The 14358-nt window shown below is 55.0% G+C and carries 10 protein-coding genes and 3 tRNA genes; 2 read left to right on the top strand and 11 right to left on the bottom strand.

Going from position 1 to position 14358, the window contains the following annotated elements; all coding sequences use genetic code 11:
- Window positions 1-257: 257 nt before the first annotated feature.
- From LAC65_RS05895 to LAC65_RS05880, 4 genes are read right to left on the bottom strand one after another with little or no spacing between them, the layout of a single operon-like run.
- Window positions 258-1631, bottom strand: a complete 1374-nt coding sequence (locus LAC65_RS05895; RefSeq protein WP_039383739.1) for an efflux transporter outer membrane subunit — start codon at window positions 1629-1631, stop codon at window positions 258-260.
- Complete coding sequence (locus LAC65_RS05890) at window positions 1628-2719, bottom strand: HlyD family secretion protein (RefSeq protein WP_039383736.1); 1092 nt, start codon at window positions 2717-2719, stop codon at window positions 1628-1630. Before LAC65_RS05890 ends, LAC65_RS05895 begins: the two co-directional genes overlap by 4 nt.
- 11 nt (window positions 2720-2730) lie before the next feature.
- Window positions 2731-4401: an MFS transporter gene (locus LAC65_RS05885; RefSeq protein ID WP_039383734.1), complete on the bottom strand. Its 1671-nt coding sequence runs from the start codon at window positions 4399-4401 to the stop codon at window positions 2731-2733.
- A gap of 2 nt (window positions 4402-4403) precedes the next feature.
- The gene (locus LAC65_RS05880) at window positions 4404-4835 is read right to left on the bottom strand and encodes a MarR family winged helix-turn-helix transcriptional regulator (RefSeq protein WP_039383731.1); all 432 of its coding nucleotides are present in this window, start codon (window positions 4833-4835) and stop codon (window positions 4404-4406) included.
- 430 nt (window positions 4836-5265) lie between these two features.
- Here LAC65_RS05880 and LAC65_RS05875 point away from each other — a divergent pair, with 430 nt between their 5' ends.
- Together LAC65_RS05875 and LAC65_RS05870 are read left to right on the top strand one after the other, a co-directional pair.
- Window positions 5266-6765, top strand: coding sequence for a SulP family inorganic anion transporter (locus tag LAC65_RS05875; protein ID WP_039383728.1), 1500 nt, complete (start codon window positions 5266-5268; stop codon window positions 6763-6765).
- A gap of 176 nt (window positions 6766-6941) precedes the next feature.
- A complete protein-coding gene (locus LAC65_RS05870; protein ID WP_039383726.1) occupies window positions 6942-7112 on the top strand; it encodes a hypothetical protein in 171 nt (56 codons plus the stop codon).
- Between the two features lie 102 nt (window positions 7113-7214).
- Here LAC65_RS05870 and LAC65_RS05865 read toward each other — a convergent pair whose 3' ends face one another.
- The 7 genes from LAC65_RS05865 to uvrY all read right to left on the bottom strand — a co-directional run bounded on the left by LAC65_RS05865 (window position 7215) and on the right by uvrY (window position 14011).
- Complete coding sequence (locus LAC65_RS05865; protein ID WP_203025467.1) at window positions 7215-10010, bottom strand: hypothetical protein; 2796 nt, start codon at window positions 10008-10010, stop codon at window positions 7215-7217.
- A 461-nt stretch (window positions 10011-10471) separates the two neighbouring features.
- Window positions 10472-10557: transfer RNA gene (locus tag LAC65_RS05860), tRNA-Leu, on the bottom strand.
- 11 nt (window positions 10558-10568) lie between these two features.
- A tRNA-Cys gene (locus tag LAC65_RS05855) sits at window positions 10569-10642 on the bottom strand.
- Between the two features lie 42 nt (window positions 10643-10684).
- A tRNA-Gly gene (locus LAC65_RS05850) sits at window positions 10685-10760 on the bottom strand.
- 149 nt (window positions 10761-10909) lie between these two features.
- Window positions 10910-11458: a CDP-diacylglycerol--glycerol-3-phosphate 3-phosphatidyltransferase gene (pgsA, locus tag LAC65_RS05845; protein ID WP_039383718.1), complete on the bottom strand. Its 549-nt coding sequence runs from the start codon at window positions 11456-11458 to the stop codon at window positions 10910-10912.
- Between the two features lie 68 nt (window positions 11459-11526).
- Window positions 11527-13359 carry an excinuclease ABC subunit UvrC gene (uvrC, locus tag LAC65_RS05840; RefSeq protein WP_039383716.1) on the bottom strand — a complete coding sequence of 611 codons (1833 nt, stop codon included), beginning with the start codon at window positions 13357-13359 and terminating at the stop codon, window positions 11527-11529.
- Entirely contained in the window at window positions 13352-14011 is a 660-nt protein-coding gene (gene uvrY, locus LAC65_RS05835) for a UvrY/SirA/GacA family response regulator transcription factor (protein ID WP_224144846.1), read from the bottom strand. Before uvrY ends, uvrC begins: the two co-directional genes overlap by 8 nt.
- Window positions 14012-14358 lie beyond the last annotated feature (347 nt).

Raw genomic sequence — 14358 nt, 5'->3', positions numbered from 1 at the left:
AAAGATTATAAGCGTTACCGAAGTGACCGCAAGAACCACGATAGCGAAGTGCGCATCATCAAGCGGTTGACGGTGAGACTCGTCGTTATCGTCAGGTGGGGCCGGCAAACTCATGAAAACTCAATAGCGTAAGCAGAATCAGGGCAAAATTGCGCGCTGAGTGTAATGGAAAGTGATAAATATTTCACGACTATTTCTGTGCGAAACAGATACCGCACGTGACTTTATTACTTTCCTGCTACCGCCATGATCCCGCTTCAGGCGGCGTGCCAGCCGCCACCCAGCGCCCGATAGAGATCGATTTGCGCCTGCAGCAGATTATTTTTTACCGAGACAATATTAAGCTGCGTGCTGAACAACGTACGCTGTGCATCAAGCTCATCAAGATACGAAGCATAACCATTCTGATAGCGATTGCGGGCAATCCGGTACGCTTCCGCTACAAACTGCTCCTGCTTTTGCAGTTCCGCCAGCTGCTCCTGATTACGGCGGATCGCATCCAGCGCATCCTCTGTTTCTGAGAAAGCGTTACGCACCGTTTTTTCATAGCTATAGAGCGCCTGATTGCGCGTAGCCATCTGCACGTCAACCTGTGCCGTCAGCGCTTCGCGATTAAGCAGCGGTGCCAGGATACTGCCCCCCAGGCTCCAAAGACGAAACGGATTATCCAGTAGCGTGTGCAGCTCGCTGCTTTGCAGCGTGCCGCTGGCGGTGAGGTTGAGTGAAGGCAGCAGTCTGGCGCGTGCGGACGCCAGAGAGGCATCTGCTGCCAGCAGCTCACGCTGCGCCTGAACAATGTCGGGACGCCGGTTCAGCAGCTGCGACGGCAGCAGCGCAGGCAGAGCGTGCGGCCGGATGTTGTCAAAGCGATGGCTGCGTGCGATTTCACGCGGGTTCATGCCCGCCAGGACGCTTAATGCGTTCTCCTGCTGCGCGATCTGATGCTGCAGCTGCGGAATTTGCGCGCTGGCCGTCTGGTACTCTGACTCCGCCTGCATCCACTCCAGTCGCGACGTATAGCCGGTTTCAAACTGGCGCCGGGCAAGCTGGCGGGAGTTTTCGCGCGTTGCCAGCGTCGCCTGCGTCACGCGCAGCTGTTCATCCAGCGAGGCAAGCGTAACGTAGCCCGATGCCACTGAGCTGGCAACGGTAAGCTCAGCCGCCGCCGCCGCAGCGCGCTGCGCCTCCAGCGTCGCCTCTGCCGCGCGTATGCTGTTACTGCGGCTGCCCCAGAGATCGACCTCATAATTAGCCTGCAGTAAACCCTGAAACACCGCGCTTTCATAAGGCTGGCCGGTTGCCGCCGAGAGCGAACGCTGACGGCTGGCAGCCACACCGGCAGAGAGCGCCGGAAAGTTATCGCCCTGCGCTGCGCGCACCTGCGCCCGGTACTGATCGACCCGCGCCCGGGCAAGAAGAATATCGCTATTATATTTCAGTGCCTGACTGACCAGACGATTCAGATCGCTGTCGCCAAAGGTGCGCCACCATGCGGCTTCTGGCGGCGCCTGCGGTCCGGTCCGATCGCGCCACTGCTCCGGGATGGGCAGCGAAGCGGGCGCTTTTTCAACCTGGGTTGCACAGCCGCTGAGCAGTAGCAGCGCAAGTGATAAAGGTAGCAGCGGCTTCACGGCGTCTCCTTCGCCGGCTCTGCGGCAGTATCGATGCTGACCTCCACTGACATGCCCGGACGCAGCAGCTGCTGCGCATCGGGATCAAGGCCGATCCGTACCGGAATGCGCTGCGCAATCTTCACAAAGTTTCCGGTGGCGTTGTCGGGGGAGATGGCGCTGAACTCTGAGCCAGCCGCAGGAGAGATAAACTCTACTCTGCCGCTGAAGCGCCGGCCATTAAGCGCATCAACGCTAAACGTCACCGGTAAGCCCGGGCGAATATGCGCCAGCTGCGTCTCTTTAAAATTGGCAATCACCCACTTTTTATCCGGCACCACCGAAGTGAGACGCGTACCGGCGGTAACATAGGTTCCTTTACGCACGGAGAGCTGTCCCAGCTGACCACTATCAGGCGCCACAATCCGGGTGTTAGCAAGGTCGATATTCGCCAGCTCCAGCGCCGCGCGTGCGTTAGCCACGTCAGCCTCCAGCGAAGCGCGGTTTACTACCACCGTTTGCAGATTCTGTTGCGCTACGGCAACCTGCGCTTCGGCCTGCCGCATCTGCGCCTGCGCCTGCGCATCCGCGGCACGCGACGCATCACGCTCGCGCACCGAAAGCGACCCATCCGACGCCAGATTTTCCACCCGTTTCAGGTCGAGCCCGCTTTTCTGCCTCTGTGCCCGGGCATTCTCCAGCGCGGCTTTATTGCTGAGAATGGTCGCTTCAGCGCTTTTTCGCTGCTGCTGATTATTTTTCAGTGCCGCCACTTTCATCTCCAGCTGCGCCTGAGCCTGATGCACGCGCTGACGATAGATACGATCGTCAATGGTCATCAGCAGCTCGCCCTGCTTCACCGGCTGCAGATCCACAACTTCAACGCCGGTCAGATAGCCGCTGACCTGCGGACTGATAAAGGTGATCTGACCGCGCACATAGGCGTTTTCTGTGGTCTGTACGCTGCTGGTAAACGGCCAGAGCTGCCAGGCATAAAGAATTACCAGCACACCCACAATCACAATTCCCGCGCCAGCGGCGATAGAAAGCGTGCGGCGGCGATGCGCACGTTCGCGCTCAGCCACCTGCAGATCATCCTGTTGACTCATCTCTTCTCCGTTTAGTTCGCTGAGGGCGCTGTCTGACGCGGCTCATCCTGATGATTTTTCGCCTGCCGCCACGCAAGATAACGCTGACGCGACAGCCGCCATAATACCCACAGCAGCGTGCACATCGCCAGGGCTGCCGTGAGCAGATAAGTGTCATTATACGCAAGGACGTTCGCCTGCAGCGTGGCGACGGTCTGCAGCTGGCTGCTGCTCTGGGCGCCCAGCAGCACGCTATCGGTCAGCTGACTGCGAAACAGCGCGCTGTACTGATCCAGCCGTTCCGTCACGTTAGGATCGAGCTGCGAAAGTTTGTCGGCCAGCAGGCTGGAGTGATACTTCTCCCGCCAGGTCTGAAACGTTCCGAGAATGGCTGAACCAATCAGCCCGCCCAGATTCTGGCTCATACCAAACAGCACCACAAAGCTGACCAGGTTTTTCGGCTGCGTCACCACGCTGCCGATCCCCAGCAGCATCGCTGGCGCCAGGAAAAAGGCGCTGCTGAAGCCCAGCAGGAACTGGCTGAAATAGAGGTTGTGCGCGCGCGTCAGCGGGTTTGACTGCGCGTCCATCAGCGAAGCCACAATCATAATCGCCAGCGAGGTCACAATTGGCCAGTTAAGCTGGCCAGGCTTGATGGTCAGCGCACTGGCGATGATGCCGCAGATGACGCCGGCAATAATGGCCAGCGCCAGGCCATGCAGCTGATCGTTAAGCAGCCCCAGCTGCTGCAAAAAGCCGATCGCCCCGGTGTTCTGCTCAGCCAGCACAATACGGATCATGATCATGGCGATACCCAGCCGGACAATCATGCCGCTACTCAGCCAGCGGGTGTTGATCAGTGGATTGGTCCGGTTATGCTCCACCACAACGGCTGAAACAATCAGCACCAGCGCCAGCACCAGACAGACGCCCAGCCACGGCGTGGTAAACCACCATTCGATGCGTCCCAGTGACAGCACACCGCACAGCAGCGCCATACCCGGTGCCAGCAGCAGAAACGTGACAAAATCGAGTTTTTCAAACGCTTTAATGCGGTCTCCCGGGGGCAGCCTGACCACCAGCACGCAGCCGAGCGCAATCAGCGCCAGCCCAAGCTCAAACAGATAGAGACCACGCCACTCCTCCAGCTGCAGCAGCTCGGTAGAAAAGAGTCGCGCCAGCGGGATCGCCAGCTGGGAAGCCGTGATACCGATCACCAGCGCTTTCAGCCGGTGTTTTGCCGGCCACGCCTGTACCTGATAGTAGATCCCCAGCGAACTGAGCGCGGCAGCCACCATTCCGTGTGCGGTGCGCACAATGATGGCGGAACTGAGATCGTTGGCGAACAGATGAAAAAACGCCACGATGACATACAGCACCAGAAACGCTTCGGTAAACAGCCGCAGGCCAAACTGCTGGCGAAATTTTACCAGCAGCAGGTTAATTGAAATGTTTCCCATCACATAAACCGCCGGCAGCCAGGCGATCTCATTGCTGTAAGCGGCAAACGTCCCCTGCAGATTGGTCAGGTTTGCCGTGACCAGCGCGTTGCTGAGCGCGCCGGTCAGCGTGATCAGCAAGCCAATCAGGCCAAACGCGACGCGCTTGCCTGGCGAATGCAGCGGCGTGGAGGGGGAGCCTGGCAGCATCGGCTTTTCATGCGGCAGCCATTCCCGCTGCGCGTAGGGATTACGTCTGGCCATGCTCAGGCGCTACCCAGACGATCGAGCAGCTGCTGCAGCACCGTCTCCGTGACAGCCAGCGCAGCGGGATCGATATCAGCCAGCAGCTGACTGCGCAGATCGTCTGCCTGCGCTTTGACCTGAGTAAACGCCTGCTCTCCCTGCGTCGTCAGCACCAGCAGACGCTTACGCCGATCTTCGGGCGTTTGCAGACGAGCCAGCAGCTGCTGCTTCACAAGCCGATCCACCAGTGGCACCACGCTCGCGTCCTCCAGACCCAGCTGCTGCGCCAGCGCTTTCTGCGTCAGCGGCTGACTGGCGGTGGCGACGCTGGCAATCGCCATCCAGCTGCTCATACTCAAATCGCTCTCTTTCAGCCGGCGATCGACCGCCAGCCGCCATGCGTGAGCCGTCTGATGTAAAAGCCGGGAAAAGGGCTGCGGGTAGTCGGTCAAGATTAGCCACCTAATGGTTAGATACCTAACTAAAAGAAGGCGTAATTATAATTCACGCCGCTATAAAAGGGAAAAGGTTGTATCGATTTGAGATAAAAACCTGTACATGTCAGACCACAGCCTGCCGTAACCCCCGCTAACCGGCTAATATCGCACAAAATGCTTAAGAAATTAGTTGTACACAAACCCTGTTTTTGTATAACTTTAGCGCCATGAATCGGCTGACGATTCAGTAACGAATGATGCTTTTGCGTCGCCTCTGCAGGTGTTTTTGGATTTCCACCTGCAGAGGTTATTTTTTTACCCTGCTGCTCTCTCTCTTTCGCTGGTCTGGGCCACCAATGACCGGTAACATTCGCACGCTAAACATCCTGTTTTTCTGCTGCCTCGCTGCCGCATACGCTTTATAACTTAAGAGTCCGCACACGTTATGAATTCACAAACCGATCGCAATAGTGCTGACGCGGGCGATTTAACGGTCGCCCGCGTTCTGCGTTCACCCGCCCTGCTTACCCGCGAATGCCTGGCCGGGGTGATCACCGCGCTGGCACTCATTCCTGAAGTTATCTCTTTCTCTGTTATTGCGGGCGTTGATCCTAAAGTCAGCCTGATCGCTTCGGTCGTGCTCTGTCTGACGCTCTCACTGCTGGGCGGGCGTCCGGCGATGGTGACCGCGGCGGCCGGTTCAGTGGCGCTGGTTATTGGCCCGATGGTTCATGCGCACGGCGTGGCCTATATTCTGCCTGCCGTGATTCTGGCGGGCATTATTCAGATTGTGTTTGGCGTCACCGGCCTTTCGCGCATGATGCGTTATATCCCGCGTTCGGTGATGCTGGGCTTTGTCAACGCGCTGGGCGTACTGATTTTCTTTGCGCAGGTGCCGCACGTCTGGGGCCACTCTGCGCTGGTCTGGGGCCTGTTTGCCGCCACGCTGGCCATTGTGCTGCTGCTGCCGCGCGTACTGAAAAGTGTTCCCTCACCGCTGGTTGCCATTGTCGTGGTTACCGCCGTCGCTCTGCTGCTCGGTTATCGCGTACCCAGCGTGGGCGATGAAGGTCCGATGAGCGCCGGGCTGCCCGGGTTTACCGAACTGCTGGTGCCGCTGAACCTGCAGACGCTGCAGATCGTCTGGCCCGCCGCGCTCTCCGTTGCGTTTGTTGGCCTGATGGAGTCGCTGCTGACGGCAAAGCTGGTGGACGATCTTACCGACACGCCATCAGGAAAACGGCGCGAATCCTGGGCGCTGGGCATTGGCAATATTCTCGCCGGTTTCTACGGCGGCATCGCCGGCTGCGCCATGATTGGGCAGACAATTGTCAACGTCGAGCTGGGCCGCGCGCGTACCCGGATTTCAACCATAGCGGCGGCACTGGTACTGCTGCTGCTGGTTACTGGCCTGAGCCATATCATGGCGCAGATCCCGATGGTGGTTCTGGCGGGCATTATGATGGTGGTGGCGGTGAAGACCGTTAACTGGCACAGCCTGCAACCCGCAACGCTGAAACGGATGCCGTGGTCAGAGACGCTGGTGATGGTGGTGACTGTCGCGATCACCGTCTGGACCAGCAACCTGGCGATTGGCGTGCTGCTCGGCGTGATTCTGGCCATGATGCTGTTTGCCCGGCGTATCGCCCATGTTATTCATGCCGAGCGCACGCTCAGCCCGGAAGGGGATCGGGTTCACTACACCGTACGCGGTCCGCTATTTTTCGCCAGCAGTAATGACCTGTTCGAGCACTTTGATTATGGCCACGATCCGAGCCAGGTCACTATCGATCTGACGCACGCTCAGATCTGGGACGCCTCCAGCGTCGCCGCGCTGGACGCTATCGAATACCGTTATCAGCGTCACGGTGCCACAGTTACCTTTACCGGTCTGGATAACCGCAGCAGCGATTTTCGCGATCGCCTGAGCGGCAACCTCGGTTAATCCGCCTGTCAGCAGGGCGCCTCTGAGCGCCCTGCCCGCGCGCTCCGCGCTGTTTCTGCCCGTCCTTATGTCTTAAATCTCCCGTTTCGCTTGCAAGTTAGCCCTTCAGCGGCTTTGCTTAACGGCGCAACGCGCTGATTGGCAGGCGTATAAAAGCAGTTTATTAAGGGGATTGTATGTCGTGGATTATGAAAGCAGGTCTGGTAGCGGTTACGCTTTTTTCACTGGCAGGCTGCATGCAGCATAGTGATGCCGTGGGTGCCGACGGTCGTCCGCACGCACCAAGTAACCAGCCGGTGCCAGGCGCCAGCGAAGGCGAAGGCCCGGTCGGCCAGCCGCAGGGTTAATTTTCGCTACCCGGCTGCGCCGGGTAGTTATTGCCCGTTCGGGGTATTGACAGGCTCTCTTTGCTGACAGTCCGCGTATGAAATCGGGGTTAGCTGTTAGCTTTACTCTTTGCCGACTTTGTCATAAGCAGACCGCGCAAGGGCTATTTTTTGCGGCTCTCTCTCAGCTCTTCTCTCCGATGACAGGTCCTGAAGCCCGTGAGTCCGGTTAATATCAGGGAGACGCTCTGTCATGACTTCCTGAGCTAATTGGCCTAACAACGTATCTACTTCTCTCTCATCCGGTCGCGCTACGGATACCTTTTTTTCTATCAGGCCTGCTACCTGATTGAACAGGTGCTGCTCTTCAGCAACCAGCTTTTCAGTAACCCTCTCCATGTCAGTCAGACGTTGCTTTAGCTCTCCCTCAGTGAGATTTTTCTGCAGAGCCCAGGTGAAAGCCGTAATAGCAGCGTCAGCTTCATTTCTTAACCGGTCTGCCGTACTGATAATCGGCCCCAGATTAGCCGGCACACTCATCTTACGCGCTGCAGCCGTTCCGGATTTGGCTGCCAGCGCTTGCAGTATGGCCTGCATTTTCTTCCCCATCTCTTCTCTTGTACTCTGCCAGGCATCCATGCGGGCATGATAATCCCGGCTGACACGGGCATCGATTTCGCTTCTCTCACGGGCATGTCTGGCCCTGAGATCCTGCCCCCCGGCAACCATATTATCAACGTGGCGATTGAAGGCGTTCCACGCCTGGCGGTCCGCTTCCCTGCGTTTTGCCCGATCTGCTGCTGCCTTAAGTGCCAGCCTTTCTCTGTCCTGCTGAATATTCCTGTCTCGTCGCGAAAGAAGCCCGGTCAGCCTCTGCTCTTTCTGTATAAAACCTTCACGAGTGCTCAGCTGGGTCAACTTTTCTCTGATGCGCTCAGCTTCAGGCGATGGCGCTGCAGACGATCCGGGCTTCCATGCCGTGCCGATGTCAGGATCCCGCTCCAGCTCCGCAGATAATGCGCGCGCAGCTCGCTGAGCCTGCGCACCCTTTCCTGCCGTACTCAAAGTGCGGATCAACCCATCATTCCAGGGGTGCATATTTTGCTGACCACGGTTTTCCAGCAGATGATCCTTTAGCGGGTTGAGCATTGAGGCCAGGGGGGGGTCGCCTGTCGGGTTTTCTTCACTTTTAAGGGTATCGTCTAGTGTCTCAAAGTAATCCGTCGCCAGAGCCTGGCTGAACTCACTGCTCATTTGTGAATAGCCGGCAGGGGAAATATCTTTATCTAAAATAGTCTCAAGCATCTCTTTACCCGGATGGCGCGCCACATCAGCCAGCTGCGGACCCAATTTAAGCAGGGCATTGAGTTCGCGCTGCCGATCCTGGTTCGGCATTCCGTGCTGATGTTTCAGCGTTGTCAGGGTTCTGATTGAGCGTAATTTCTTTATTTCAGGTGAGGCGATCTCAGAAGAGGGGTTATCCGGCGCTGAAGCGAGAACAGCATCGCCGGCCGGCAGTGCATCGGACCAGGCTTTTTTCAGCTGAGAAGCGGTGACCGCAAAGCCAGCCTCTTTTAAATCCTTTAATACCTGTTCTTCACTGCGGCGGGAGGGTAAATCAGTTTCCTTTAGCCAGGCGCTCAGTGCTGAGCGCGTTACCGCACCACTGCTGCTGCTCGCCAGTGAGGCTAAGGGCGTCGGCCTGTCCGGCAAGACGGTTTCAGCAGATTTTGCGAAGGCTGACGCATCGGGACAATGGTTGCCGATAACTCTGAAGTTGCTTTCGTTTACGTACTCAAGGCTATTTTTACTGACCAGAATATGGGACAACCGTATATCGGAGGTGTCAACCAACCGGATTGACGTATCCGGAAAAATCCTGCCTATGATTTTTTTTAACTTTGAGCGGGTATTTAACTCTTTATCAGACACGCCGATTTTATAAACAGAAAATGGAGAAGCGACAATAATCTCAATGGGTTTATTCGGGTTAAGCGCTTTTATTTCTTTCAGTACATCTTTAAGGGCGTTCTTATCTGTGGCTATTGTTAAGTGCGCTCCTGCTAAAAAATTTTCATGTCTGAAAGTAATCGTAAGGCAGCTGCTGACTCCCGGATAGCAGATACGATCGCGGGCTACGCCGGTTTTATCTTCTCTGAGCACCACGGCTGCCGCAACAGGCTCCTGGTCACGGGCCGCAACATGCGTAGTAACCGGCTGCGCCGCTTCACCAAAAGCCAGTTTATACGGGGGTAATTCGCCATATCGATAGCCATGAGGTTTACCAATATAAAAAAATTCACGCTCTCTGTTGTTGAGCTGATCGAGAGCAGAAAGCAGCGTTAGCTTGTCTATCTTTCCTGCTTTGAGCAATCGCCCGCCATGCTGCAGTATCAGTTGTGGTACGGAAATAAACTCGTTTTTATCCGCCTCACTATCAGCATCTACTTTGAGGAGGAGTTTCCCTTCTGCCATAAATTTTTTAGCTGTTTTCTCATGGCTACTGAAAGATAATATGGCTCCCTGGCTGCTGTGCCCGGCAGTATGCTCAAACAACTTTGCCAGATAATCATCAAAACATTCCTCCTCGTTTTCCTGCGTATTGCGGGTTACCCCCGCGCTCGTCACAGTATGCGGATCCGCATAGTGGGCACGATACAGAAACCCATCTTTTATAGCGTAATCGGCGTCTCTTATTTTCTGTTCAGAATCAAAACAGACATCCCGCTTATTAAAAATATTGCTTAACAGCGTTCCCGACTGGTTTTTTTTCAGCGTTGCCGCCAGCGCCAGGTGCTCTATGACATAGGGATCGCTAAAGAATGAGTCCAGAGATACACAGCCCTCTGGTGCCATGGTATCAGCCGGAGGCAGAGCAACAGGAACAGACTGCGCCGATGCTTTGTTAATAGTAAACATAGTAATCTCCATATCTTTACTGGCTTCGCGCCGGGATCCCTTCCGGCAGCAGCAATCACATTTTAAAGCGCAGACTTCTGACGTGAAAACCCGGAAAAATTGGGTTTATCGATAAGGTGGATGACTGGTTTGCCCGAAATCCGCGATGCGGCAAAAAGTATAGATGCGGCTTTTGAAGAACAACTTTCATAAATCGACCATTAACTACGCTATGCAGCGTTGCCAGCACCTGCCCGGTGCTTTATCAATTAATCGCAGGAAAAACATGAATCATGTCACCTGCGCAGGTTCTGTTTTGCAGTGAAAGATCAAAACGGCTGTTATCCAGGTATTATGATTTGGGATTGGTTATACAGGCACGCACGGTGGGGCGTCAGGAATGAAAAACAGCAGACACAAAAAAACCGCCTGAAGGCGGTTACGACATTACTTATAGTGCTTTTTTAATTCGGTGTTTTGTATGGTGCCCGGGGCGGGACTTGAACCCGCACGACCATAAGCCGAGGGATTTTAAATCCCTTGTGTCTACCGATTTCACCACCCGGGCAGGGTGTAAACTGGAGGCGCGTCCCGGAGTCGAACCGAGGTAGACGGATTTGCAATCCGTTGCATGGCCACTCTGCCAACGCGCCTTTATTCTGATGTGCAACCGGTCAGTGACCCATTGCTGAAACTGGAGCGGGAAACGAGACTCGAACTCGCGACCCCGACCTTGGCAAGGTCGTGCTCTACCAACTGAGCTATTCCCGCATAACTGCTGCTTTACCGAACTTGCTGTTTTTATTCAGCTTCTTGCAGCTGTGCTGCCGTTCGATGCGATGCATTCTACTTATCTCACGCAGTGAGTCAATAAAATTATCACCCACTGCGTCTGTTTGCTGCTTTTTGAATCGTATCGATCAGCTATCAAGCAGATCGCCGCGTGCTGCGCTCAGATACTGGAACATCGACCAGAATGTCAGCACTGCCGCGATATAGAGTGCGACCACGCCAACGCCTACGACCGTAGCATCAGGACGCCACAGCAGCGCAACCAGTGAGAGCATCTGCGCCGTGGTTTTGACTTTACCAATCCATGAGACGGCAACGCTGCTGCGCTTGCCAATTTCCGCCATCCATTCACGCAGCGCAGAGATAATAATCTCGCGGGCGATCATGGTGGCAGCAGGCAGGGTTATCCACCACGCGTGGAAATATTCCGCAACCAGCACCAGCGCCATAGCGACCATGACCTTATCAGCCACCGGATCGAGAAATGCACCAAAGCGCGTGGTTTGTTTCCAGCGACGCGCCAGAAAGCCGTCAAACCAGTCCGTTATGGCGGCAATAACAAAAATCAGCGCTGTCGCAAAAGGCGCCCAGTAAAACGGCAGGTAGAACGCCAGTACAAAAAAAGGAATCAAAAAAACGCGAAACAGGGTAAGACACGTTGGGATGTTATATTGCATATGCCAGTAACTGTCTGGTGTGTGTAGGGTTTAACGTATGTTCCTACATTGCCCCCCCTGTTTCAATGTTAGTGTTTCAGCGAGTGGTATATTTTTTCAGCCAGGGCAAAGGAGATACCGGGCACGCGGGCGATTTCATCCACGCTGGCGTTCATCAGCGGCTGCAGGCCTCCCATATACTTCAGCAGCTGCTGACGCCGTTTAGGTCCGATGCCTTCAATACTTTCCAGCGCGCTGGTGTTCTTCACTTTGGCGCGTTTTTTACGGTGGCCTGAAATTGCATGATTGTGAGCATCATCACGAATATGCTGAATGACATGCAGGGCTGGCGAATCCGGCGGCAGAGAAACGCCCTCACCTTCCGCTTCAAAAAACAGCGTTTCCAGTCCCGCCTTGCGATCGCTGCCTTTAGCGACACCAAGCAGAATCGGGTGCTGTTTATCCCAGCTGACATCCAGTTCCGCAAATACCTCTTTCGCCTGCGCCAGCTGACCCTTACCGCCATCAATCAAAATGACATCCGGAATTTTATCCTGCTCCAGCGCTTTGCCATAACGGCGGCGCAGCACCTGATTCATCGCCGCGTAATCGTCGCCCGGCGTGATCCCCTCGATATTGTAACGCCGGTAATCAGAACGCAGCGGGCCATCCTGATTAAACACCACGCAGGAGGCGATAGTCTGCTCACCCATGGTATGGCTGATATCAAAACACTCCATGCGCTGAATGCTCTCCAGCTTCAGCCAGGAAGCCAGCGCGGCAAGCCGCTGCTGAATAGTGGAGTGCTGCGACAGCTTAGTGGTCAGCGCCGTTGCCGCGTTGGTGCGCGCCAGCTTGAGATAGCGTGCCCGATCGCCGCGCGGTTTGGTCTGTATATTGACTTTGCGACCAGCCAGCGTACTGAGTGATTCAGCCAGCAGGTTGCGTTCTGCCAGGTTAAAATCCAGCAGGATCTCTCCGGGCAGGGTGCGCGCCTCGCTTCCCTGCAGATAAAACTGCCCGACAAAGGTCTGCACCACTTCCGTCAGCTCAGTGTCAGGCGGGACTTTGGGGAAATAGCTGCGGCTTCCCAGTACTTTCCCCTGGCGGATAAACAGCACGTGCAGACAGGCCATGCCCGCATCATAGGCCACGCCCATGACATCAAGATCGTCACCCTGATTTGAGACAAACTGTTTTTCAGTAATGCGGCGTACGGCCTGAATCTGATCGCGCAGCCGCCCCGCCTCTTCAAAACGCAATCCCTGACTTGCCGCCTCCATATGCGCTACCAGCTGGTTGATGACCTGATCATCTTTACCGGCCAGAAACAGCCGCACATAGTCTGTCTGCCGGGCATACTCCTCTTCGCTGACCAGACCGGCTACGCACGGACCGAGGCAGCGTCCAATCTGATACTGCAAACAGGGACGCGAGCGATTGCGATAGACGCTGTTCTCACACTGGCGAATAGGAAAGACTTTCTGCAGCAGGCCCAGCGTCTCGCGTACCGCATAACCATTTGGAAACGGACCGAAATATTCTCCTTTGGCGTGTTTGGCACCACGATGCATCGCCAGCCGGGGGTGCGTATCGCCGCTAAGAAAAATATATGGATACGATTTATCATCGCGCAGCAGCACGTTATAGCGTGGCTGGTAAAGCTTGATGTAGTTATGCTCCAGCAGCAGCGCTTCTGTCTCAGTATGCGTGACCGTAACGTCGATATTGCAAATATTACTGACCAGCACATCCGTTTTACGGCTGCCAGTCTGCGCACGAAAGTAGCTGCTGAGGCGTTTTTTAAGGTCTTTGGCTTTACCGACATAGATCACCGTACCGGCCGCGTCATACATTCGGTAGACGCCAGGCTGGCTGGTTACGGTGCTGAGAAAGGCTTTGGGATTAAAGAGTTCACTCACTACTTATTAATGGCTCCGCGTTGAACAGACCATGACGAATGGCCAGATGCGTTAACTCTACATCACCGCTGATGTTTAGCTTACTGAACATACGGTAGCGGTAGCTGTTAACGGTTTTCGGGCTCAGGTTCAACTGTTCGGATATCTCCGTAACTTTTTGTCCCCGGGTAATCATCAGCATAATCTGCAATTCCCGTTCCGACAAACAACTGAAGGGCGATTCCGCTTTCTGCGGCTCGATTTGGCTCAGCGCCATTTGCTGAGCGATATCTGAGGCGATATAGCGCTGTCCAGCGTGGACGGCGCGAATGGCGCTGACCACCTCCTGAGGCGCAGCGCCTTTGCTCAGATAGCCTGAGGCGCCCGCCTGCATTACCCGGGCCGGCAGCGGGTTTTCGGTGTGAATAGTCAGCATAATGATGCGAATATCGGGGTTGTAGCGGACAATTTTGCGCGTCGCTTCCAGTCCGCCGATACCCGGCATATTCATGTCCATCAGAACGACATTCACCGTGTGCTGACGGCACCATTTTACTGCATCCTCTCCGCACGCCGCTTCGCCGGCAATGACCAGTCCTTTGATATCTTCCAGAATGCGACGAATACCGGCACGTACCAGTGCATGGTCATCAACAAGCAGCAGGCTGATCAACGGGACATACTCCGCAGGTTAGAAAGGTAATTAAAAAAGAGCGTAATCTTAGCGTTTTTTATGCGCATTGAACATCAGACATACCAGAACAACCTGCGACGCAATGATCTAAATCAAATAATTAAATCTTTTCAGAAAAAAATCCATTTTCTGCAAACTAAACAGCTTTTTTATTTAACATTTCATTGAATAACAGCATGTTGTAATAAATCTGCCTGTTTTCTTTTTTTAAGCCGAAAAAGTATCAGGCGAGCCAAAACGGTCTGCACTGCCCTGCCTTTAACTGGATCGAATAATGATTTTTCTGGCCTCTGAATGAGAAAGCAAACCTATGATATACTCTCTGT

It is taken from the genome of Pantoea eucrina (genome assembly GCF_020079945.1).
Classification (GTDB): domain Bacteria; phylum Pseudomonadota; class Gammaproteobacteria; order Enterobacterales; family Enterobacteriaceae; genus Pantoea; species Pantoea eucrina.
The sequence above is the reverse complement of the archived record's forward strand: the minus strand, read 5'-3'. Positions and strand labels throughout refer to the sequence as shown.

What these genes read in the sequence shown, in the direction of transcription:
- LAC65_RS05870 (WP_039383726.1), top strand. Translation starts at nt 6,942, where the DNA reads ATGTCGTGGATTATGAAAGCAGGTCTGGTAGCGGTTACGCTTTTTTCA.
- pgsA (WP_039383718.1), bottom strand. Translation starts at nt 11,458, where the DNA reads ATGCAATATAACATCCCAACGTGTCTTACCCTGTTTCGCGTTTTTTTG.
- LAC65_RS05875 (WP_039383728.1), top strand. Translation starts at nt 5,266, where the DNA reads ATGAATTCACAAACCGATCGCAATAGTGCTGACGCGGGCGATTTAACG.
- LAC65_RS05890 (WP_039383736.1), bottom strand. Translation starts at nt 2,719, where the DNA reads ATGAGTCAACAGGATGATCTGCAGGTGGCTGAGCGCGAACGTGCGCAT.
- LAC65_RS05885 (WP_039383734.1), bottom strand. Translation starts at nt 4,401, where the DNA reads ATGGCCAGACGTAATCCCTACGCGCAGCGGGAATGGCTGCCGCATGAA.
- LAC65_RS05865 (WP_203025467.1), bottom strand. Translation starts at nt 10,010, where the DNA reads ATGTTTACTATTAACAAAGCATCGGCGCAGTCTGTTCCTGTTGCTCTG.